Here is a 23,679-nt window from a genome sequence, read left to right as displayed (position 1 = left end):
GGTTTTCAAAGTTTCCGTAGGACATACCCTATAAATATACCCTAATACTATGGTATAGATTCAGGCTACACAAAAAATGGCATTGAACCCATAATGAACCGTAGGCCTAAGGTTCAATGAGTCGCAATAGAAAGAGGTGAAGGCGTTTTATGCGGGTAACATTTGAAACATCACAGGTGCTCTCCTTCACTGCCTGAAGGTTTTCAAGCTCTGCTAACCCATCAAAGATCTCAAGGGTTATTTCAATTTGATAGTCTATAGGGTTGTTGTAAAGCATAATTGGCAATTTTGTACTGGTAGCTATATCTTTAAAATAATCAGCCACTTCCCCGTCAGTGGGTTTATACATCATAGGGGGCAATACCATAAACCCGTGTACTCCTATAGCCTCGGCCTTCGCTACTAATTCTATAGCTGTACGGGTAGCGCCTTCTGCTATGTTGAGAATAATATCTACTTTGTCTCCTACTCTGTCTAAAGCGGCTTCGGCCAGTTCAAGTCGTTCTTCTTGGGTAAGGGTACTGCTTTCGCCCAAAGACCCGCCTATAACCACACCATCAATACCCGCAGCTACCTGCTGTTCTATGTTTTTTAAAAACATTTCTATATTCAGATCTCCATTAGCTGTGAATTTTGTAGTGACAGCAGGATATACCCCTTTCCATGTTACTTTTCTCATGATACATTTTTTATCAAAATTAAATAACAGGTGCACGACAAATTTGTAATATTGTACGGAAATGCAATACTTTTGCTTTGTTTTACTGCCTTTAAAGAATTAAGATCACAATACCTTTAAGATGTATGCCTGTGCAATTCATTTTTTGTGAATGCACGAATGATATATTGTATGGTTTTATCTTAATTGAGTTTGTCTTTTTAGTATCAACCACCGTCTTTGGAAAAGTAGTTATATAATGAAAAAGTGTACAGAATCATTACTCTTATCTTTCAGGAGTTAAAAATAGCCGACAAAAAATTTAGTCGGGCTCTATCACCCAACAACCTTGTTAACAGAACCTTACTCCCGTTTAGTTTTCCTTTTTTTCTTTGGGCGAATACATTACTATGATCTGGATAACAATAGCAAGGAAGATTAATAAATATATTTCAATTTGTGTGAATAATTCAACCGTATCAATCGCTCTTTTACTAATTGACATTTGCTTTTTGCCTTCATCCAGTTGAATTTCAGACAGATCGTCAAGGTTGTTTTGCACATGGAAAATTTGATCCATCAAAGGCTTTTTTTGAACAAATTCAGATCGAACAAAAGCGATTTCGGCTTTTTCTAACAGTGCCAGGTTGCCTTTCAGATCATCAAAGATCTTGCCTTCTTCATCGGTAAGCCTGGTTTGTTGATAACGAGATAGAAACTCCTGTAAGTCTTCGTTAATCAAAACATTCTCTTTTAAAAAGAAAAGAGAGTCTGACTTAATAGCTGCTTTTTCCTTTTTATGAACCGATTTTGCTATGTCAAAAATCAGATCTTTCGCTACCAGCCTGTCTTCATAAATGGTAACTACCGAATCTCTGACTCTTACAAAATTGTTACGGTCTATCAAATTGGTAGTAACGATCAAAACAAAAACCATTAAAATACCTAAAATCCACTTTATTTTTTTGTAGAACTCCATAATCTTTTATTAATCGATCTGAATAAATGCTTACAAAAATACAAAAAGGGATACCGTAACTATGAGCTAAAATTCTTAAAATACAATTTTTAACAGATAAAATGGCCCCGATTGATTATAAGAAATAATATTTTTGACTAAAAGAGACTTAAAATCAAGATTTATTGGGATTTATATAAGTTTTACCAGAGCTCTTACGAATTAGTAAACCTAAATTACATGACAAGAAGTGTATTACTCGCCAACAGATTACAGGAGGTTTTACTGGATGGCTATTGGATCGCAAACACTAATTGCAGACAGCAAATAGAAGGTGTAACGTGGCAGCAGGCCACACAAAAACCAGAAGATCTAAACTCGATCGCGGCTCTCATATATCACCTTAATTACTACTTAGCAGGTATTCTGACTGTGTTTAACGGAGGAGAATTGAAGATCAGGGATCAATATAGTTTTAACCTACCTCCTATTCAATCGGAAGCAGACTGGGAACGCCTGACAAATGAGTTTGTCACCAATGCAAAAGAGTTTGTACATCATACCAAAAACATGCCAGATCACATGTTGGACGAAATGTTTACAGGTAAGAAATACGGTACCTACCTGCGTAATATTGAAGGCGTAATTGAACATAGCTACTACCACCTCGGGCAGATATCTCTCATCAAAAAACTGGTAATTGAAAACAAATAGCGACTATTCTTTTATCGCTTTTTAGTCATAATTTAGTAAGAATACTCAATATCTAGACAGAAATAGATTCCCTTCAAAACAAATAATGTGATCGTCAAAAAACGATCACATTATTTTTGCAAAACCGTAATACATTAACGTATATCGATTACGCATTATTAAAAATGAGGATCCCTTATCTTTTGGTAAAAGTCATAGTGTCTCCCCAATTACCAATTTCCCATCCTGCATTGTATGTAATTCCATTACCTTCGACTCTACCTCCGGAAGCAACGGTTATAGAACCGGTATTGCCTTCCTGCGCGCCAGGACCTTCAATTACCTGCACTCTTACACCAAATTGGGTTACAGAACCATATTTTTCAATTTGTGCCTGCATTTGTTGGATATCTTCACTTACTGAACTCATAGTTAATTGTTTTTTAATTGTTCTTACTCTATTTCTTATTGAGGCTTTTCAGATTCCACCTTTGTGAACAAAAAATGATAGCAGCTACTCAATCGAATATTCTTAGTTAGTTCACTTTACAAATCTCCTATATCATCACAACAATAAAAAGAGAGAAAATACTTATTTTTTAAATAGGTAATTTTACTTACAAGTAAATCACATAATACCCGTAAAAATCACGTGAAGAAATACAAAAAAACCTGATTATTTGATATTTGTGTTCAATTTATCCAAAGTTTTTAAAATAAGAGTCAGGGTGTAAAAAGTTGTACGGAATAAAACCTTATTTCAAATGGCCAAACATAAACCTTCTGCTAACTGATCGTGTTTATTTAGTAAATTAGTCGGCCAATGGGTATCAAACAGTTCCCACTATTAATATACAATTTCAGTTTTCATGAGCAAAAAAGTGTTATCTGTACTTTTGGTAACCCTGTTGATCTCCGTATTTCTTTATGGGCTTATTGATCCTTATTTCTTCTATTTTTCAGAATGGAATACCGATAAAGTGGTTAACTTCCTGCACCTCTGGTTTACTCTGATTACCGGCTACCTTTTATTCAATTATCTGTTATTAAAAGCATTCCGAAGGTACACCCTAAAAAAGTATTTTCAATGGCTTATTCTTTTGCTCATTGTTTCTGCTGTTGTTTTTGGGTATGTGCTGGTTACCGATATTCTGTTTTACAAATTGTATTATAACGTTTCTTCATTACGTGAAGAAACCACATTATACGATTACGACCTCCCAATTATCGGGGCCATGCTCATTATTGGCAGCACGTATTTCTACCAAAAGTATTTCTACAAACCCGTTGCTCAAGATATTGCAGAGCCTGAAACCGTTAGTAAATATCTCAAAGAAATACGTTTACAAACTGGCAATGAAACCCGGCTGGTTAGTATTATTGAAGTAGCTCTTTTTTATACAGATCAGGGACTGGTATGGGCGCGGTTACACAACGGAGAAAGTTTTCATACCAGTTATACTCTGGCCGCCTTAACAGATACGTTGAACCCACACCAGTTCTTTAGGTTGAACAGGCAGGTAATTGTGGCCCGAAAAGCAATTGCAGCGTTTAAAAAATTAGATTATCAAAAACTGGAGATACAATTACAATACGGCATGAACTTTCACAAAAACCTTATAGTATCTAAATATAATGCCCCCGTATTTAAAAAATGGATAACCCAGTCACTGTGATATTAAAGCCCATTCACCTTTTTACTTAACAGAAACCTTCGCTTTGATCTTTCGTATGTATTGTTTTGCACTTTCATGTCAAAACCTTAAAAAATGAAGTATTCAAAACAATTAGTTTGCCTAAGTATGGTGTTCGCCTTTATAAGCGTAAAGGCACAAACAGTAAAAGATTTTTTTTATGTAGAACCGGAAACCAAAAATTTACCGGTCTTTATTCGGGGAAACCTCAGCACTCATAAAATTATACTATTCGTACAGGGAGGACCTGCCCATAACGGTATCGATTTTGGCCGGTCAGATTATCCCAAATGGAAAAACACCCTTGAAACCGAAGTAGCCATAGCCTATTTTGATCAGCGCGGCCTTAACCGATCTGTTAAAAAAATAGATACAACATCTGTTAATCCAACACAGGTAAGCATAGACATTATTTCCATAGCCAGAGCACTTAAAGAAAAATATAAGGCGGATATTTATTTGCTGGGCCATAGTGCCGGAGGGCAGGAAGTACTCGATTGTCTGGCTGCCTTTCCTGAAAAAACCCGGTTTATCAAAGCGGGAATGGTTTTAAACGCACCTGTTACTACCGACTTTTCCCGGATGCGCTATACCTACTACCGCCCTCTGTACCTCAAAAATCTGGCAAAAGAGTTTATTGTCAAAGAAAAAGATACGGCCTATTGGCAACAGGCATGGGACTGGATTACGCAAACCGACTCTATTCACAATGCAGAAACTTCCCGACAATGGAACGCCTATGTAGATCGCGCCTATACCCCAACTAAAAGAAAGATCTCTATAGGTATGGTAGTTAAGGTGCTGTTCTCCCGTCCCTACAACCCTGTTTCATATTTTAATAACAAAGACAACCAACGGGTAGCCGATAAACTTTGGGAGGCCGATCGAAACCTGGACCGCTTTAAAAATATTGCTCATATACAACATCCTGTACTGTTACTAACAGGAAGGTTTGATGATATTGCCGTACCCGAAGAACTGGAAGAGGCCCAACACCTTATTCCTAAGGCAACCTTAACAGTTTTACCCAATTGCGGACACGAATCATTTTTGGACCAGCCTGAAGCGTGTAACCAGGCAATACTAACGTTTTTAGCAGCACATTGAAGACAGTGTTTGCTACAGGGGTATGATCAGGCAAATAACATATTTGGTTTAAAGCAGAAGGCACGCTCTTATTTATAAGTGAATTTAAAGTATCCTTTATGCTATAAAATATTCCTTATATTTAACGAAAACGGGCACTAAAAAGTTTAAAAAAAGGAAGGTATACCATACGTCTGCTTTGCTGTTTTAAATGGTGCATACTATTCAAAATGAAAAAACAATTCCTTATTCTTCTCTGTTTTGGTTCATTAGTTTCGTGTCTCACTTCTGCCCCTCCGGAAGACTTTACCACTAATACGGTTGCCCGGAAAATAAAAGATTTTCCAGACACCCTCAATTTGCAAACACCGCTAAAAGCAGGTATTTCCTATGCATACCTCCTCATAAATGGAAAAACAGCTATGCTGCGTCCTAACAGTTTTTCGGGATTAAAAAATCATTTTCCGCCGGTTACCGCACCTGATAGCCCTGTGGCACAAATAGATAAAAATGCTCTTTTGCATACTATCATTGAAGAAGTGATGGTATATAAAGATTCTGTCTCACTGATGATAACAAAAACTGAGGCATCCGGTATTATGGGACGCTGGCTGGCAAGAGAAAATCATCACTGGGTTAATTACAGTAAAAAACAGGAACTTTTTAACACCTTACCTCAGGCCCGGAAATATTTTAAAAACAATGCGCCTCTCAGGTTAAAGCAGCTACGGCATCTAAACCGAATAAAAAAGGTTCCGCAGGACACTCTTTCTCTGGTTACTTATCTGCAAAAGAATGCAGTACCTCCCAAAGATTTCATCCTCAAAAAGCTCGAAACACATAAACTGGTACTGTACGGAGACATTCACTTTAGAAAATGGTCCTGGAATATATGCCGCGAGGTAATAAAGGATAAAAGATTTGCCCAAACTACAGGTAAGGTTTTTATAGAATTAGGGGCCAATATGCAGGAAAATCTGGATCGCTTTATGGAAAAAGATACTCTCGATAAAGAATTATTGCTGAATGTATTTCGTGAGTATAAATTTGATGGCTGGGATGAAAAAGGAGTGTTTGATTTTATAGTAGACCTTTGGAAGGTAAATAAAGTCCTTCCCGTAAAAGAAAAAGTAAAAATTATACTGGTAGATACCCCTCGTACCCCTAGTGCTTATCAAACCTTAGAAGCGGTGGAAGCGAGTCATACATTAGACAGGGATAAGCATATGGCCGCAGTTATTGAAAAGCACCTGAAAGAGCATCAGGATACAAGAAACTCTTTTTTTACCGTAGGCACACAGCATATTGCCAAATTGCAGGGAACCGCCGGGGCAATTCTTACACAAAAATTTCCGCAACGTGATCTGTATTTTATTTTCACTCATAGCCCGCAAATGCACAATCGCATAGACATTCCCGAAAGAGTTCGACACGGTGTCTTTGATTATGCTTTTTGCCGGGCAGGTAATGTCCCGTTGGCTTTTGAACTTAAAAACAGCCCTTTTGGTAAAGAACCCTTCGATGCATTATACGACAACGGATCGGGAAATTATGAGGATAATTATGACGGTTACATTTTCTTCGGGCCTCTGGATGAAGAACCCGAAGGCGATATTCTTATAGAAATGTATACCGATACTTTTATTACAGAATTAAACCGGAGGTATGCCCTTCATGATTCAGATATAAAAGACTGGTGGGGAATTGAAGATGGCACTAAAGAAGCCGTTATTGAGCATATACGTCAATTTCAAAATCAAAAAAGATGGGAGAACATACTTGAGTCCGTCTCCGGATGTGATGTTCAAAACCAATAAAGCAACCCTGATTACGTAACAAACTCTCGTTACAATCGTCTTTACAAAAACGACAAACTGCACCACATGAACTATCAGAAAATCGGAGGAATTGCTGCAATTACAGAAGCCATCATTTACCTGATTGGTTTTATTTTCCTCTTCCTGTTCCTGGCACCTTCAGCAGATACACTGCTTTCAGATACAGAAAAACTCAGATTTGTTCTTGAAAAGAAAAGTATGTTTCAAATATGGAATATCCTGATCTATGTACTATTCGGATTAGTATTAATTCTTTTAACCATTGCACTTCAGGAAAACTTTCAAAATAAAAAAGCCATAGGGCTTAAAACCATTCCTGTTCTGGGGTTTATCTGGTCCGGATTAGTAATCTCAAGTGGTATGATTGCCAACATCGGTCTAGAGACCCTTAATGACCTGTACGCAGAAAACCCTGCTACTGCGGTAGTATCCTGGAAAATACTCAGTACTATCCAAAACGGACTGGGGGGTGGTGTGGAAGTAGTGGGAGGACTCTGGGTATTTCTCATCAGTGTTTACGGACTGAAAGAAAAAGTTTTTCCAAAAACGCTAAATTATTTAGGAGTTCTGGTAGGTGGTACCGGAATGTTAACACTTGTTCCCGGTTTGCAGGAACTCGGTGCCCTGTTTGGGTTAACACAGATTATTTGGTTTTTATGGATCGGGACATATATGTTAACTGGTAAAAAAGCTACTAAAGCCAATACATAAAAGAGCAAAACTGATACCTTTTTATAAATATTAAGATTCTGGAGTATAACTTAAGAATTATTCTTGTAACATCTGTAAATACACTTAAACCAGAAGGCCTCCACAGCAAAAAACACGTTAGCAGTTACGGGGTATAAGCACAATTATTATTGTATTGACTGCTTTGGGAGGGAGCATGATCTCTCCCGCCATAATAATACAGCCTTTCACAAAAAACAGGCAGGGTATATAAAAACATCCTGCCTGCTATTCATTATTTCTTTTCTATGAAAAAAATAGCATTTTACTTCTTATTTTTATTTCCATCGCGTACTTCACCGGGAAAAACAAATCTGGTAAATTAAAAAGCTAAGTGAATACACGTCACTGCATCACAGTAAACCAGCTTTTAAACACCTCAACTCAGTTTAGATATACTTTATTTTCTTCCAACATATCTGTTTTAAAACGGCAACCCTTTTAAAAAAGGTAATCTGTGCTTTTAGAAACCATTTCTTAAAACAGGTAAAAACACTCTTTTATTTCTCAATTAAAAAGAATATTCTTACATTTAATATAATTTAACAAAAAGCTCCCGTTAGTTGAAGGTTCTGTACGTGCATCAAAAAAGCATTGACATACAGCACAATAAACTACATTAAAATTTTATACAATATCAAAATAATGGTTTCGCGGCTAGAGTACTTTCTCCCCAGAAGGAGTTACAAGGTTCTCGTATGCCATACCACCGTAAGATATTTTTGTGATAAAAAAGGAGCATATCCTTCTCTCTCCCAAAGGGGATAATGCCTCTTTGCAAACTAAAACCTTTTTTGTAACAACCTAAGTAAGAGTATATTCCTGCTAAAGTAGTATAAGCTTTATATGAAAAACTAAAAAATGAACAACACCTATCTTATTACTTCGGAATCTGTTTCCGAAGGACATCCTGATAAAGTAGCCGATCAGATTGCAGATGCGATTCTCGACAGCATGTTAGCGCAAGATCCAAAAACCAGGATCTGCTGTGAAGTTTTTGTCACTACCAACTTTGTTCTGGTAGGAGGCGAATACAGAAGTAAAGCCGTAGTAAATATTGAAAAGATCGTGCGTAACGTGCTTCACCATATAGGCTATAACGATCCAGACATCCTGTTCTCTGCACAAGATTGCGAGGTGCAGATACGTTTGCATACACAGTCTGAAGATATTGTTCGCGGAGTAGATCGGGAAAAGACTGTGGATCAAGGCGCTGGTGATCAAGGCATTATTTTTGGTTTTGCAACACGTGAAACACCCCAATATCTGCCTCAGGCATACGTTCTGGCAAATGATATACTTCTAAAATTAAAAGAAATACGGCGGAAACATCCTGAAAAAATGCCTTATCTGCGGCCTGATGCCAAGAGTCAGGTCACCCTGCGGTACGATGCTCAAAATAATCCTTTATATGTTGATACCATTATCGTTTCCACTCAACACACTCATTTTATTAACGAGCATACTACTCCCCTGCTCAGTGAAACCGAACGTGAGCAGGCCATGGTCAGAACAATTTATCAGGATATTTGCAAACATATTCTACCGTATGTTATTCCTAAAAAATGGTTGCATAAAAATACCCGTATCCTGGTAAACCCCACCGGAAAGTTTATTATTGGCGGTCCTCATGGTGATGCCGGACTGACGAACCGAAAAATCATAGTAGATACCTATGGGGGTGCCTGTTCACACGGTGGTGGCGGAATGTCTGGTAAAGACGCATCTAAAGTAGATCGAAGTGCGGCATATATGGCTCGCTATATAGCAAAAAATATGGTTGCTGCAGGTATTGCCGACAAAGTATTGCTGCAGCTTGCTTACGCTATTGGCATAAGCAATCCGGTAGCTCTTAACGTTCACACCTTCGGCACATCACATGTAAAACTAACTGATGGGGAAATTGCCCAACTTCTTTTACAGGAACTCGATTTTTCTCCGGCCGGTATGGAACAAAAATTACAGCTTCAGGAGCCCAAGTACTTTGCTACCGCTTCTTACGGTCATATGGGTCGCAATGCTTTTACCGGTTCTCAGCATCAGTGGAACGGAGAACATCCTGAGAAAGATCTCCGGGATATCCATTTCTTTTCATGGGAAGCGCTTGATATGACAGAAACCCTTAAAAAACTATTTAAAAACCATCTATGAAACCGAATATCGTTATTGTAGATGGGCATAACAATCGTTATGTAGATCAAAAACTGAGTTTGGAAAGATCCATTCTTCAGGATGAGGCCACACTTTCTTTAATACAAACTTCCGGTTTTGAACCTTTACTGGATGACAAAAAGGTAACCAAAGCAGATATTCTTATCTGGTGGTATTCTGTGCCCTTGCCCACAAGTATGATAGAGCGTTTAAAAAATTGCCGTGCTATCATACGTCCCGCAGTAGGGTTTGATAACATTGATATAGAAGCAGCTCGAAAGAAAAATATCCCGGTTATTACTATTCCCGATTACGGTACCGAAGAAGTTGCAGACCATACACTGGCACTCATTCTTGCTAATAACCGCAGACTTTTCAATACCAACCGGGCAGCCGGTGATGGTATATGGAACTGGAAAACCATTGGCATGGATACCAGGCGTTTAAGGGGTTTAAAAGCAGGTATTATAGGGCTCGGACGTATAGGAAAAGCAGTCGCCCTGCGCCTTAAGGCATTCGGTATTTGTGTTTGGTTTTATGACCCTTATGAAAAAAGCGGGCTCCATAAATCATTGGGAATCCAGGAAAGTCCTGATCTGGAAACTCTTCTCAAACAATCAGATATACTCACTTTTCACGTACCCCTGAACAGCGAAACCAAATATTTGTTAAACAGCACTAACTGCCATCTCATCAAAGAAGATGCCTTAATAATAAATACCTGCCGGGGAGAGGTAATAGAAGAAGCTGCTTTAACCAAATTATTACAACATCCCCTTATTCATTTAGGGCTTGATGTACTGGAAAAGGAGCCACATATACCTATATCTCTACAAAATAATCATAGGGTATTGCTTACCGGACACAGTGCCTTTTACTCGGCTGCATCACTACATGAATTAAAATCCAGAGCCATACTTACAGCCCTGCAAGTCCTTCACCAAAAGAAAATAAAAAACATTGTCAACTAAACACACTACCATGGAAAATGAAACCTATCAAAAACCACAATGCTCAAAAGACTTCCGGGAACTGCTGGATTCTCCAAACTTTACCGACTGGAAATGGCAACAACGCAACAGTATTAACAACGTTCAAAAACTGTTAAATGCTTTCCCGTTTCTTTCAGAAGCTACGATTAATACCATTACCAAAGCTAACCGTACCCTTAAATTAGGCATAACCCCCTATTACGCATCTCTTTTTCAGGTTGGTGAAGATTTTGAACAAGACCCTTTATGGCAACAGGTTATTCCCAGGGTACACGAAGAACAGGAGTTTGCTTATAACAGTACCACAGAAAACTGGGAAGTGGAGAACGACATGGTAAACCCAATTGCACAACGTAAATATGATAACCGGGTAATTATTCGCCTGTCTAATGTATGTCATAGCTATTGTCAGTTTTGCTATGAAGCACTGCGAACCCTTGAAAAAAAATCAGACAAAGAACAATTCAGTTCACGTCATTGGGAAGATACATTACACTTTATTGACCGGGACAAAGAAATACAGGAGATCATTCTTAGCGGTGGTGAACCTTTAATGCTTTCCAATAAAATGCTGGAGAAAGTATTTACTGATATTCGCAGCGTTCGCAGTGACATTGTTATACGAATACATACACGTTCCCTCACATTCAACCCTTACCGCATTGATGAAGAACTTATTAATTTATTAAAAAAACACCAGATAAAATATATTGGTATTCATATAACCCACCCAAATGAATTAAGCCCTGTTTTTTTTGAAAAAGCTGCCCTACTTCAGGAAGCTGCCATTTTATTTGCCAACATCCCATTGTTAAAAGGAATTAATGATGATATTACCCTGTTCAAACGTTTTTGTATGCAATTGTATGAAAACGGCATACTACCACACTATTTGTACCATTTCATGCCTTTCTCCCCCGGTTCATCCCAATTTCAAACACCTATAAGCACGGGTATTAATTTGATAAAACAAATGAAAAGGCATATTTCCAATCTGGCGGTACCTGAATTTGTATTACCACATCATAGCGGAAAATACACAGTACCCATTATTTACGAAAAAGAAGGCTACTCCGCTCTTTTTGAAACTTTGGAAGAACCATTGCAAACAGTTCAGTTTGTTAACTGGCAAAATCAGAAAGTCACCTACCCAATATAAATAAAATGATTTCCAGCACCATAAATCATTTCCAAAAAGATATTGACAGGGTAAACCATAGCAAAGCCCGGTTATTACTTGATCGGAACGCCGTTATACATAATCTGGAACAGATAAAGAACAACAGCAAACCAGCCCATATTATGGCCGTACTAAAGGGCAATGCTTATGGTATTGGTATCAAGAACATACTCCCCCTGGTAGCCCCATATGCGAGGGCCTATGCCGTAGATAATCTGGCCGAAGCTATTGAATTACGCAAATTGGGAGTGCAGAAAAAAATACTCGTTTTTGAAGGCGGTATCAGAGACTGTCTGGATTTGAGCCTGCAATACCATCTTACACCGGGTATTTGTGACACAGAACAATTACTTGCATACGATCAAATGGCTAAAACAGAAGGCCCCATACCTGTCTGGCTTTTGACCAATATAGGGTTTAACCGTTCCGGTTACAGAGAAGATAAAATGTTTGAAGCTTTTGTAAAAAAAGCAGCTTCCTGTAAAAATTTATCAGTAGAAGCAGTATATGCACATATGACCAATGCACATGCTGATACTGATATCTCCCGAAGGCAGATAGATATCTTTTTTTCACGTATAAAAATGGCCAATAAAATATTACAGCGTAAAGTGGCTACCAGCCTGTTTGCCAGCCATGCGATATTGCGTTGGGCAGAAAAATACCCTACTACCTGGGTGCGTCCGGGACTTATTATGTACGGAGAGCATATCTATGATCTTTCCAAATTAAGTGAGGAAGAAAAACAATATATTTCGGTTTTGAAACCGGCTTTGAGCCTACAGGCACGTATTATGAGCCTTGTTTCCATTCCTTCAGATCAATATCTTGGGTACAATCAAACAGTGCACGTAAAAAAAGGAACGCGGCTCGCCAACATAGGTATTGGATTTGGGAAAGGGTTTCCTTCCGGAAACCTACATATTCCCGTATTACTTCGGGATACTATTACGCATACCTGGGGGGCGGCAGGTATGGATATCTCGCAAATAGATGTTACCCGCATTTTAGATGCAAAACCCCTGGATTGGGTTACTTTTTTTGGAAAAAGCGGAAAGCACTTTCTCCCTCTATCCACATTTCTGAACAAAGCAAATGTTTCACCATATCAATTTCTAACCGGCTTAAGAGTCATTACAAAAACAAAATAATTATGCAAGTACAAGATTATACTAAAAACGAATATTTCGAGAGAGTGGCTGAGAAAAAACTACCTTTTCTGGGTACTTATTATGAAAGTGAGCATAGAGTATTGGCCTTGTTTTTACAATACCTGCAATTAGTGCCCAATGATCCCGGGTTCCATAAATCCGATTTTAAGAACTTTATACACCTGCTCAACAAACGTATTGTAAAGGCTTTTAAAGAAGAAGATGACACTGCACTTCTTGAAATTCATCTTATACTTTATACCATTTACGAAATATATTTAATGAACCCTATGGCTCCCGCTGTTAAACATCTTAACCAAAACTGGCTGATTTCCATTAAAAACCAGATCGAAACACCCTGGATAGAAAAAGAAAGAGACAGTATTAAACACCTGCTGCCAAAAGCCAGCGAACTCACTAATTTCGATAGGTTTCGATCATGGCTTGTAAACATTAGTGAAGATAAGGACCCCGTTAACAAGATAGTAACAGACTATTTTAAAAATGACGCTACTCTAGAAGACTTTAAACGCTTTATTCATATTGATCAACATTTAAACCATAGGTTTTATGATGCCATTGCATTAACTCTTCCGCATTTCTCAGAAAGTATAAAGGCACAGTTAAGTCATCATTACTGGGAAGAAGCCGGGGAAGGCAACCATACAAAAGCACATACCTACCAATTCACAAAAATTCTTGACCATCTGGGTATAGAAATAAATAATACCCCTCCATGGAATGATTGGCGTGCTTTTGCCGGCTTTAATATTTATTTTTTGTTTGCCTTTAATCGTGAACATTATTTTAAAGCTATTGGCAGTTTGGGAATGCCAGAACTTTTTGACGTAAATCGTGATAGTGAACTGGTAGCAGGACTTGACCGACTTGGAGAAGATGTTGAAAAACACTACTTCTATTATATAGCTCATGTAGAGATGGATGCTGAGCACGGAAATGAATGGCTGGACCTTATCGTAAAAAAAATGGTTGAACAGGAGCCCGATTCTGCAGAAGAAATAGCAATAGGTGCCCTTATTCGAATGAAGTATATGAGACTGTTTAACCAATACCTCTGTAAAACCTTTGATATTTCTGTTAGCTCTTTAAGCTCATGACCAAAATAAATGCCGGAAATACTGTAGTTCAAAAACTAAAGGCCTCCGTTCCGTTTGTTTCATTTAATGAAATGGAGGCCCGTTTAAACCGCAAGCTAATTAACCTGGGGAACAATATATCTCCGTTTGATCTGCCACAGGATTTAGTGTTGAAACTAACTCAAAACCTGGGAGAGCTAACCCGAAACTACGGAGATCCAACCAATTCTGAATTACGAGATGAACTGAGCAAACAGCTTTCTTACCGTCCCGAAGAAATCCTGGTAAGTGCAGGTATAGACAGTCTTTTATGCCTTATTGCCCGTACCTTTACAGAGCCCGGGGCCAAAGCAGTTACTACGTACGGTACCTATCCTACTTTTGCCTACTTTGTGAAAAGCCAGGGTGGCGAATTATGTTATGCTGCATACCGGCAGGATTTTCATCTTGATCTTGATCAGTTACACAAACTGACCCAATTACACCAACCTTCTCTTCTATACCTTGTCAATCCCGATAATCCCACAGGTATGACCATATCTCCGGCACAGTTACAATCCTTTCTTGAAGCTTTGCCCCGTCATACCATTGTTATTATTGACGAGGCCTATTTTGATTTCCTTGAACCTTCACAACGGTTACAGGCCCTTTACACACCAGAGAATGTACTGCGGCTGCGAACCTTTTCCAAAGGATACGGCCTTGCAGGTCTGCGAATTGGCTATTGTCTTGGATCTCCAAAACTACTTAAAGAAATGAATAAAGTGCGTATTCAGTTTGAAGTGAACCATCTCGCACAATGGATGGCCCTGCAATTATTAAAACGCTCTGATTGGCATAAAGCATGTTGTGATAAGACAACGGCACAACTCACACAACTTCAAAAAAAAGCCCGCAGTCTTAACATTACTGCACTTCCTTCTTTTACCAACTTTTTATGTTTGCATTTTGGCACGGAAGTACAGGCAAAAAAGATACAGCACCTATTGCTGGAAAAATACGGCATCTTTACCCGGAAACCCGAAGCAGCACCGTTGGCTTCCCTTATTCGCTTTTCAGTTGGAAAACCCCCTGAAATGCAGTATCTTTTAGAAAGTCTTAGTGAAGTAATTGAGCATAATGATTTAATGTAAAAAACATAGACTATGACTATAAATGAATGGCAGGAAAGATTTAACTGGTTCTTTTACAAACAGCGTTTGTACCTTCCTATCATTCCACATATTGTAAAACTGGGGTATAACGCACGTAACCTGTCTTTTTTCACAGCAGTTAATCCGGGGTTAAAAAACGGAGGTTTCGTCAATGCCTCAAAATATGAAGTTTTAAAACAAATACCTGATAAGTTTTTACCTAAAACCCTGTATATAGACCCCTCGCGGCAAAAAGAGGAAATAATAACTGCTTTAGAAACCAACGGATGGTATAAATACCCCCTAATTGCAAAACCCGATGTGGGCGAACGGGGTTATGGTGTTTGTAAAATAAATAATGTAAGTGAACTTATACAATACCGAAAGCATGCCAAATCTTTTTATTTATTGCAGGAATTCGTAGATATGCCACTGGAGGTATGTATTCTGTATTACCGTATGCCCGGGGCTTCCAGGGGCAACATATCTTCAATAGGTTTTAAAGAGTTTTTAAAAGTAACCGGTAATGGGAAAAACACCCTGTATGAGTTAATCGTAAACAATACATATATTAAACAAAACATTAACCTGAAGCAGTACCTGAAAAAACACGCATCAAGACTTCATGAGGTGCCTGAAGCGGGACATGAAGTGCGTATTACCGATGTAGCCTCAAGAGGAACCGGGGTCTTGTTTAAAAACTATAACCATCTATATTCTGAAAAGCTGGTTTCTGTTTTTGACCGTATTAGCAAACCCGTGAATGGTTTTTACTATGGACGCTACGATATTAAAGTAAATTCTTTTGAAGAGCTACAGCGTGGAGAAAACATTAAAATACTGGAATTAAACGGGGTAAACGGCCAGCCCATTCACTGTTATGATCCTGAATTCAGCAAAGCCCAGTTCATAAAAGAAATGAAAAAACACTGGGACATTATTTATAATATTAGTACAGCCAACATTGAAAAGTACCACCTTAAACCCAGTTCGTTAACCCTGCTAAAAGATATCATACAGCATATAAACAAATATCAATCTTAAATATACCCGCTTTGTGTTAAACCAATGCTATTTTACCATATTAAAAAAAGGAACGGTTACCTGCTGGTTTCAATAGTATTGCACTTTTTTACCAATTCCTAAAACTCTCTTCTACAGGCTATAAGTACTTACCTTCACAAATCTTAATTTTTGTGAATTTATCCATAATCACTTACCTGCATAACGTAATTTTAAAATAATGCCCCTATTTTTGACTATTCAGAAAAATTCTTCAAAAAAACAGATACTAGTTTTATGAAAACTACGATCCCCAAGAAAGAACATGCGGTTTCGGACCTTGAAATGCATTTTCAGGAATTTGCAAAGCATATTATTGGCAACGGGTACACCTTTCAATCCCTATACGGAAAACAAACATTACTTTATGCAGACTGGATTGCCAGCGGCCGGCTTTACGGCCCTATAGAAGACACTATGCGTAATACTATTGGCCCTATGATTGCCAATACGCATTCATTTTCCAGCGAATCGGGAAAGGCTTCTACCTACGCCTATCACCATGCACGCCACATCATTAAGAAACATGTAAATGCCGGTGATGATGATGTGCTGGTAACCTCGGGGAGCGGTATGACCGGCGTTTTATCTCGTTTACATCGTATCATGGGGCTTCGATGGCCATCGGCCATTAAAGACAAAATATCCCTGCCTGAAAAAGAAAGGCCTGTAGTGTTTATCACTCACATGGAACACCATTCCAATCACGTTCCCTGGATGGAAACTATTGCCGATGTAGTGATCGTACCCTGCGACCGTGACCATCTGGTAAGCCCGGAAAACCTGGAAAACGAGATCAAAAAATACGAAGATCGCCCCCTCAAAATAGGAGCCTTTACTGCCTGCTCAAACGTTACGGGTATTATCACTCCTTACCACGAACTCGCTAAAGTAATGCATAGGTATAATGGTGTCTGTTTTGTAGATTTTGCAGCATCTGCTCCTTACGTAGATATCAATATGCATCCTGCAGATCCCGAAGAGCGCCTGGATGCCATTTTCTTTTCTCCCCATAAATTTTTAGGAGGCCCCGGTACCTGCGGAGTCCTTGTATTTAATAAAAAACTTTATAAAACAGATTGCCCCGATGTACCCGGAGGTGGTAATGTGAAGTGGACCGATCCCTGGGGAAATTATGGTTATCATGATGATATAGAAGTAAAAGAAGACGGCGGCACTCCCGGTTTTCTACAGGTAATGCGTACGGCACTGGCTATTCGTCTTAAAGAAAAGATGAACACGGCTAAAATAGCACAAAGAGAAGAAGAGCTCATGAAGCTTTGTATGGAGCGTTTTCGTGAAATTCCCGGATTGTATGTACTGGGGCACAATCATGAAAAACGTATTGGATGTATTTCTTTTGGTATTCAGGATATACATTATAATTTGCTGGTACGGCTGCTTAACGATCGTTTTGGGATACAGGTACGAGGGGGCTGGTCGTGTGCCAGCACCTATAGCCACTATTTATTTGGTATAGAAAAAGGCACCTCTTCTCATGTTATTCAGGGAATTACCGAAGGGAACCTCACCAACAAACCGGGATGGGTACGCCTGTCACTTCATCCGGTTACTACAAACAAAGAAGTGCATTTTATATGCGATGCCGTAAAGACCATTGTTCAAAATATAGAAGAGTGGCGTAACGATTACCGCTACAATAGTAAAAGTAATGAGTTTGACCCGGTTAATGGCAGTGATGAGAGTATTCTGGAACAGGTAGAACGCTGGTTTATGATTTAACTTCTCATGTTTGGTAATACCTCATGTTTAATTTGTAAATTATGACTGTTCATAGAGGTTCAGAACAAACCTAAAGTTAAGAGGTCTATGCCTTAAAACAAAGTTATTTTCCTAAACCCTCAAACGTTGTTGGTTTTGCACACGTATCTACCAGCACCTAAGTACAGAGAGATACAATAACAACCCATGAATACGCATATCTGGTAACAAGCTGGCTATCACTTTATATCTGTTTTAGTTATAGAGAACCACTATTGTTAAATCTTTTTTTCGTTTTTTTCCTGTAAGTCAATTTCAGTATATTGCTATAGAAAGAGCGCACAAAATAAAGAAAAAAGACATGGAAGTCTATATTGATCTAAATGCAGAGAATATTGCCAATGAACATATTTGCTGTGCCATTTCAGATAAAAAATGTGCAGACAGTTATCAGGCAAAAAAAGACTGGCTCACCAGAGAGTTTAGTAATGGTTATGTTTTCAGGCGGCTTGATGCGCGTGCCAAAGTATTTATAGAATACGGGCCTGCAGAAAATGCCTGGGTACCCATAACCGCTCCCAATTATTTAAATATAAATTGTTTCTGGGTATCCGGGAAATATAAAAAACAGGGACATGGAAAAAAACTGTTACAATTTGCATGGGATGACGCAAAATCGCAAAACAAAAGCGGGCTTGTAACCGTAGTGGGTACAAAAAAGTTTCACTTCATGAGTGATACCAAATGGTTGTTAAAACAGGGATTTGAAGAATGCCAGCGCATTCACTCAGGTTTTAGCCTCCTGGTAAAAAAGTTAGATACTCAGGCAGAAGATCCGGTATTTAATTCCTCCGTTTTAAATGGAACACTCCCCGATAGTGAAGGCATTGTGGTGTATTATTCCAATCGCTGTCCCTTTGCAGAATTTCATGCAAAGAACTCACTTACAGAAGCCGCAGAAAAAAGAAAGCTCCCTTTAAAGATCATTAAACTTGAAACAATGGCACAGGCACAGAATGCTCCCAGCCCTGCCACCATATTCAGCCTTTTCCTGGATGGTAAATTTATCACTACCGACCTGAGTGTTTGTATGGACAGCCGTTTTGATAAAGTAGTAGAAAAAGCACTTAAATAGAAATGCGTATAACTAATACAACCCTTAATTATGAATAAAAATGTCATGCTAGGTTTACGAACCACTATCTACAAAGTAGCCGATCTCGAAGAAGCCAAAAAATGGTACACGGAAGCTTTTGGTACCGCTCCCTATTTTGACGAACCCTTTTATGTAGGATTTAATATAGGCGGTTATGAGTTGGGGCTCCAGCCCGAAGAAAATGCCCCTGAACACAAAACAGATAGTGTAGTTTCCTATTGGGGTGTTGAGAACATAGAACAGGTATTTAATACGCTTATTTCTCTTGGTGCTACTGCAAATGAAAAGCCTTTTAATGTAGGCGGAGAACTCATGGTCGCCACGGTAAAAGACCCCTGGGGAAATTACATAGGACTCATTTACAATCCTGCTTTTGAGCCGAAAGGGTATATTCAGATAGGATAGATGCATAATCATTACCCGTAAAAAAACGAAAGTACCGTTTGCAGCAACTGTTAGCATACTTTTTTAAAATCCGTATTCCCAGTAAAGAGCAGAAACCAGACCCAAAAACCATAATTTTAGACCAGATACATGGCGTACCTGATAGTTAAATAAATGAAAGAGATTAGTAAATAACCGAAACATATAAGAATCATTTAGGGAATATACAATTACGTGTTATAAAAACCGTATGTATATCTTTTAAATAAACCGGTTTTCCATAGTTAAAAACCTTTGCCTTTCTTATTTTAGTCTGTATATTTAATCAGTGATTTCCAAATACTAAAAAGCTTTCGGAATTATGGAAAAATTCCCTGAAATAGAGACACAAAGGCTTCTTTTAAATGAGTTGCAATTTACAGACATACCTGATATTGTAACTTATGCATCCAACAAAAAAATTGCAGATTTCACCCTTAATATTCCGCATCCTTATGAAGAGAAAGATGCTGTATTCTGGTTAAATATGGCCTACCAGGGTTTTCGTAATAAAACACAGATGATTTTTGCAATAAGGCTTAAAAAAACCAGTCGTTTCATAGGTGGTATAGGTCTTACCCTCACGAGGGCATTTAATCGTGCCGAAATGGGATACTGGATGTCTGAACCTAATTGGAATAAAGGCTATATGAGCGAAGCTGCCAAAGCTGTGGTAAGATTTGGTTTTGAAGAAATGGATGTTAATAAAATTACTTCTTCTCATTTAAGTACAAACCCCGCTTCGGGCAGAGTAATGCAAAATGGGGGACTTACATACGAAGGCACTTTAAAAGAACACGTTTGTAAAAAAGAGGTATATCACACCTTATTGGTATATGGCCTTACAAAAAATGAATATGAACAGAAAAAATAACCCTTACACACTTTAAGAACCAGCCAGTATGAATATTTCACCCAACCCGGTCGTATATTTTGAAATACCTGTAACCAATATGGAACGAGCACAACGTTTTTACGAGACCGTTTTCGATGTAGCTTTTGAAAAAGAGGTCATTGACGGAAATGATATGGCTCTCTTCCCCTTTTCAGAAAACCAAACCGGAATTACCGGGGCTTTAGCCAAAGGAGACAGCTACCGGCCTGGCAGGGAGGGAACACTTGTCTATTTTGGTACAGACCAAATAGATGATGTACTCGTGAAGGCACAACAAAACGGAGGGGCCGTATTGTACCCCAAAACAGCTAATGAATACGGCTATGTCGCCGAGTTTGAAGATACCGAAGGAAATAGAATAGGCCTATTCATGAAAACAGAATAAGGAGTTAACTGAAAAAGGTACGTATCCCGATTTTTATTCAAAGGACAGGGTGCTCCAGTCTTTGAAAATACAAGGACAATAGATCCAGGGGGGATCAGCAGGAATAAAGAACTAGTCAAACAACGTTAGAAATTTTTGGACAGAAGCCATAAGGCTCTCCTTATCAGCATGCATTTTGGCAACTACTTTAATACCATTGTAAAAAGTAAAAATAAGTCCGGCCATTGTTTTTAATTCTTTATCAGTTTTAGAGTAGTTTCGCTGTTTCAAAAAATTGTACCATAAATCCTTAAATGCTGCCTGGTTATCTTTGACAGCCTGGTGTAATAAAGCATCTTCGGGTATCATTTCCATAGCTGTATTAATAACAAAACAGCCCTTACATTCTACGTCGCTAACCGATGCTTCAATAGCCGTTTCAAACAGTGCTAAAAGCCCTTGTTTTACATTTGGCTGGGTGTCCAGAAAAGTCTTGAGATATTCCGAATTAGTAGTACGGTAGTGAGCGAAAGCTTTATCAAAAAGTTCTTTTTTCCCCCCATACGTATCGTACAGGCTTGCCCGGTTTATCTGCAAATGATCTACCAGGTCCTGTATGGAGGTAGCGTGGTACCCTTTCTTCCAGAAAAGTTCCATTGCCTTTACCAGTACTGTTTCTTCATTAAAAAGTTTTACTCTGGGCATAATAAAAGTGGGGATAAAACTGGTCTATCCCCACAAAATTACAAGAATTGAAGTTACTAATGGGAGCTCCCTCCTAAATTTTAAACCAAAAGCGGGTTTACATTTACACCCCCGTCCACATTGTATTCACTGCCTGTAATAAAGGATGCATCATCCGAAGCCAGAAAAGCAACCAAACTGGCAATTTCCTGAGGTTTTCCAAACCTTTTAAGGGGTATGCGCTTTTTCATAGCTTCGGCAAATCCGTTAAGTTGTTCTTCTTCCATACCGGTCTTACCAAAAATAGGAGTTTGTACCGGGCCGGGATTAACAGAGTTGATCCTGATCTTTCTCGGGGCTAGTTCAGTGGCAGCCGTTCGGGTGAAAGAATTCAAAGCCGCCTTAGAGGCTCCGTATATTGCGGTATTTGGCATGCCTGTATATGCGTTTACTGATGATAAATTAATAACAGATGCACCAGCATTAAGAATAGGTAAGAACTTCTGTGTAGTAAAAACAGCACCTTTAAAATTGATGTCCATAATACGATCAAACAGATCTTCTGTAATACCTCCAACGGGAGCCGGTTCAAAGATCCCTGCATTTACGAAAAGAATATCTACCCCGCTAAAGGTATCTTTTACCTGTGCCACCAGATCGTCAAGAGCCGAAAGTGAACTCACATCAGCCACTATACCTGTAACTCCAAGCTCGCTAGCGGCTTTCTGTACCCGTTCCGGAGATCTTCCTGTAATAATTACGTTGGCACCTTCTGCTTTAAGCTTTTCTGCTGTGGCATACCCTATACCACTGTTGCCTCCGGTGACTACGGCAACTTTTTCGTTTAAGTTTTTCATTGTATCGTGATTAAATAATTTTATTTGGAACGTTTGTTCTGAAACAAATATACAAATAAAAGAACGTTCATTCCAAATAAAATCAACTGATATATACATCAACTTTATCTATTCGAAGCAATATGCTGCCCCCTCAAGCAAGAAGCCTTTATACACACCTGTTCTTTACAAAGCTTTTTATACGTACAAGGCTGTGGTTGCAAAAGATTTAGCCTTATATTTAACCATAAAATCATTTAAAAAAGAGTATTTCTTACTGCTGTCTTACTATTTTTTGATCATGAAAACTAACAGAACTCTTCAAATTATTCTCATTATCATTCTCTGTTTTGGTGTTTACTATGCTCTTCAGGAACTCTATTTTGTTGAGATATTGAACAGTCTTGACGGAGTTATTAATCAAAAAGGTATTAGTTATTGTATTACCTATATACTGGTAGGGCTGCCTCTATTTTTTGGTGTAGCATGGATACACAACTTCAGGCAGTTTATGGTCCCAATGGGCCTGGACGGCCCTTTTATTAGGGCCCTGTTGTTTTCGCTGTTATGTACAGCTCCCATGCTCATTGGGTATGCAACCGTATTTACATTTAATGATCAGGTCACTCTAAATAAGATAATTACCGGCGCAGTGGCGGCGGCCTTCTTTGAAGAGCTTTATTTTAGGGGTATCCTTTTCGGGCAGATCTATCGCTTTACTAAAATAGGCTTTATTCCTTCTATTATTTTTGGGGCCCTTTTGTTTGCCTTCGGACACCTTTATCAGAGTCAGGACCCCCAAACGCTCATTGGTATTTTCCTTACCACCTTTCTCGGGGCCATTCTATTTGCCTGGGTATATGTAGAGTGGCAGTACAACCTATGGGTTCCTGTATTTCTGCACTTATTCATGAATTTGTTCTGGATGCTGTTCTCTGCGGGAGATAATGCCTTTGGAGGTACCTATGCCAATATATTCCGGGTACTCACTATTGCTTTGATCATTATACTTACCATTATGTATAAAAAGAGAAAAAAAATAAAGCCGGAAGTAACCCGCAAAACTCTATGGATGCGAAAAGAATAAAAATCAAGATCCTGTCATATACAATAGACAATATACAAGTACAGACCCCAATTATATAATGCCACATCTCCTTATTGGTGTAGTTTCAGT

At 38.6% G+C, this 23,679-nt stretch carries 23 protein-coding genes; 18 read left to right on the top strand and 5 right to left on the bottom strand.

Going from position 1 to position 23,679, the window contains the following annotated elements; all coding sequences use genetic code 11:
* Positions 1–106 precede the first annotated feature (106 nt).
* On the bottom strand, positions 107–679 hold the full coding sequence (locus tag WAO84_RS07325) for a dihydrodipicolinate synthase family protein (protein ID WP_340064798.1): 573 nt from the start codon (positions 677–679) through the stop codon (positions 107–109).
* Positions 680–1,031: 352 nt separating this feature from the next.
* Positions 1,032–1,637 (bottom strand): MCP four helix bundle domain-containing protein, encoded by a 606-nt coding sequence (locus WAO84_RS07320; protein WP_340064797.1) that lies wholly within the window; start codon positions 1,635–1,637, stop codon positions 1,032–1,034.
* A 219-nt stretch (positions 1,638–1,856) separates the two neighbouring features.
* Between WAO84_RS07320 and WAO84_RS07315 the strand changes: the two genes are divergently transcribed.
* Complete coding sequence (locus tag WAO84_RS07315; RefSeq protein ID WP_340064795.1) at positions 1,857–2,330, top strand: DinB family protein; 474 nt, start codon at positions 1,857–1,859, stop codon at positions 2,328–2,330.
* A gap of 175 nt (positions 2,331–2,505) precedes the next feature.
* Here the strand turns inward: WAO84_RS07315 and WAO84_RS07310 are convergent, their stop codons facing one another.
* Positions 2,506–2,739, bottom strand: coding sequence for a hypothetical protein (locus tag WAO84_RS07310; RefSeq protein ID WP_340064793.1), 234 nt, complete (start codon positions 2,737–2,739; stop codon positions 2,506–2,508).
* A gap of 439 nt (positions 2,740–3,178) precedes the next feature.
* Here WAO84_RS07310 and WAO84_RS07305 point away from each other — a divergent pair, with 439 nt between their 5' ends.
* From WAO84_RS07305 to WAO84_RS07230, 16 genes are all read left to right on the top strand, one after another.
* Positions 3,179–3,985, top strand: a complete 807-nt coding sequence (locus tag WAO84_RS07305; protein WP_340064792.1) for a LytTR family transcriptional regulator DNA-binding domain-containing protein — start codon at positions 3,179–3,181, stop codon at positions 3,983–3,985.
* Between the two features lie 93 nt (positions 3,986–4,078).
* Complete coding sequence (locus tag WAO84_RS07300; protein ID WP_340064791.1) at positions 4,079–5,110, top strand: alpha/beta hydrolase; 1,032 nt, start codon at positions 4,079–4,081, stop codon at positions 5,108–5,110.
* A gap of 209 nt (positions 5,111–5,319) precedes the next feature.
* Positions 5,320–6,906: a hypothetical protein gene (locus WAO84_RS07295; protein ID WP_340064790.1), complete on the top strand. Its 1,587-nt coding sequence runs from the start codon at positions 5,320–5,322 to the stop codon at positions 6,904–6,906.
* 66 nt (positions 6,907–6,972) lie between these two features.
* Positions 6,973–7,638 (top strand): hypothetical protein, encoded by a 666-nt coding sequence (locus WAO84_RS07290; protein ID WP_340064789.1) that lies wholly within the window; start codon positions 6,973–6,975, stop codon positions 7,636–7,638.
* A gap of 879 nt (positions 7,639–8,517) precedes the next feature.
* Positions 8,518–9,807: a methionine adenosyltransferase gene (metK, locus tag WAO84_RS07285; RefSeq protein WP_340064787.1), complete on the top strand. Its 1,290-nt coding sequence runs from the start codon at positions 8,518–8,520 to the stop codon at positions 9,805–9,807.
* Positions 9,804–10,778, top strand: a complete 975-nt coding sequence (locus WAO84_RS07280; RefSeq protein WP_340064786.1) for a C-terminal binding protein — start codon at positions 9,804–9,806, stop codon at positions 10,776–10,778. Before metK ends, WAO84_RS07280 begins: the two co-directional genes overlap by 4 nt.
* A gap of 10 nt (positions 10,779–10,788) precedes the next feature.
* Positions 10,789–11,958: a KamA family radical SAM protein gene (locus WAO84_RS07275; protein ID WP_340064784.1), complete on the top strand. Its 1,170-nt coding sequence runs from the start codon at positions 10,789–10,791 to the stop codon at positions 11,956–11,958.
* A gap of 5 nt (positions 11,959–11,963) precedes the next feature.
* The gene (gene alr / locus WAO84_RS07270) at positions 11,964–13,130 is read left to right on the top strand and encodes an alanine racemase (RefSeq protein ID WP_340064782.1); all 1,167 of its coding nucleotides are present in this window, start codon (positions 11,964–11,966) and stop codon (positions 13,128–13,130) included.
* A gap of 2 nt (positions 13,131–13,132) precedes the next feature.
* Positions 13,133–14,248 (top strand): iron-containing redox enzyme family protein, encoded by a 1,116-nt coding sequence (locus tag WAO84_RS07265; protein WP_340064780.1) that lies wholly within the window; start codon positions 13,133–13,135, stop codon positions 14,246–14,248.
* Positions 14,245–15,360, top strand: a complete 1,116-nt coding sequence (locus WAO84_RS07260; RefSeq protein WP_340064778.1) for a pyridoxal phosphate-dependent aminotransferase — start codon at positions 14,245–14,247, stop codon at positions 15,358–15,360. The genes WAO84_RS07265 and WAO84_RS07260 overlap by 4 nt, the downstream gene beginning before the upstream one ends.
* Before the next feature lie 12 nt (positions 15,361–15,372).
* The gene (locus tag WAO84_RS07255) at positions 15,373–16,404 is read left to right on the top strand and encodes an ATP-grasp domain-containing protein (protein ID WP_340064776.1); all 1,032 of its coding nucleotides are present in this window, start codon (positions 15,373–15,375) and stop codon (positions 16,402–16,404) included.
* A 255-nt stretch (positions 16,405–16,659) separates the two neighbouring features.
* Complete coding sequence (locus WAO84_RS07250) at positions 16,660–18,165, top strand: aminotransferase class V-fold PLP-dependent enzyme (protein WP_340064775.1); 1,506 nt, start codon at positions 16,660–16,662, stop codon at positions 18,163–18,165.
* Between the two features lie 340 nt (positions 18,166–18,505).
* A complete protein-coding gene (locus WAO84_RS07245; protein ID WP_340064774.1) occupies positions 18,506–19,279 on the top strand; it encodes an N-acetyltransferase in 774 nt (257 codons plus the stop codon).
* A 30-nt stretch (positions 19,280–19,309) separates the two neighbouring features.
* Positions 19,310–19,705, top strand: coding sequence for a VOC family protein (locus tag WAO84_RS07240; RefSeq protein WP_340064772.1), 396 nt, complete (start codon positions 19,310–19,312; stop codon positions 19,703–19,705).
* A 340-nt stretch (positions 19,706–20,045) separates the two neighbouring features.
* A complete protein-coding gene (locus WAO84_RS07235) occupies positions 20,046–20,597 on the top strand; it encodes a GNAT family N-acetyltransferase (RefSeq protein ID WP_340064770.1) in 552 nt (183 codons plus the stop codon).
* Between the two features lie 28 nt (positions 20,598–20,625).
* Complete coding sequence (locus tag WAO84_RS07230; protein ID WP_340064768.1) at positions 20,626–21,003, top strand: VOC family protein; 378 nt, start codon at positions 20,626–20,628, stop codon at positions 21,001–21,003.
* Between the two features lie 111 nt (positions 21,004–21,114).
* Here the strand turns inward: WAO84_RS07230 and WAO84_RS07225 are convergent, their stop codons facing one another.
* Both WAO84_RS07225 and WAO84_RS07220 read right to left on the bottom strand, forming a co-directional pair.
* Positions 21,115–21,687 (bottom strand): TetR/AcrR family transcriptional regulator, encoded by a 573-nt coding sequence (locus tag WAO84_RS07225; protein ID WP_340064766.1) that lies wholly within the window; start codon positions 21,685–21,687, stop codon positions 21,115–21,117.
* A gap of 80 nt (positions 21,688–21,767) precedes the next feature.
* On the bottom strand, positions 21,768–22,523 hold the full coding sequence (locus WAO84_RS07220) for an SDR family NAD(P)-dependent oxidoreductase (RefSeq protein ID WP_340064765.1): 756 nt from the start codon (positions 22,521–22,523) through the stop codon (positions 21,768–21,770).
* A 280-nt stretch (positions 22,524–22,803) separates the two neighbouring features.
* On the opposite strand from WAO84_RS07220, the gene WAO84_RS07215 reads away from it, so the two are divergent.
* Complete coding sequence (locus WAO84_RS07215; protein ID WP_340064764.1) at positions 22,804–23,589, top strand: CPBP family intramembrane glutamic endopeptidase; 786 nt, start codon at positions 22,804–22,806, stop codon at positions 23,587–23,589.
* Positions 23,590–23,679: the final 90 nt, after the last annotated feature.

Origin of the sequence: Ascidiimonas aurantiaca, from assembly GCF_037646345.1 — a bacterium.
GTDB lineage: Bacteria > Bacteroidota > Bacteroidia > Flavobacteriales > Flavobacteriaceae > Ascidiimonas > Ascidiimonas aurantiaca.
This window is presented reverse-complemented; position numbering and strand designations above follow the sequence as displayed.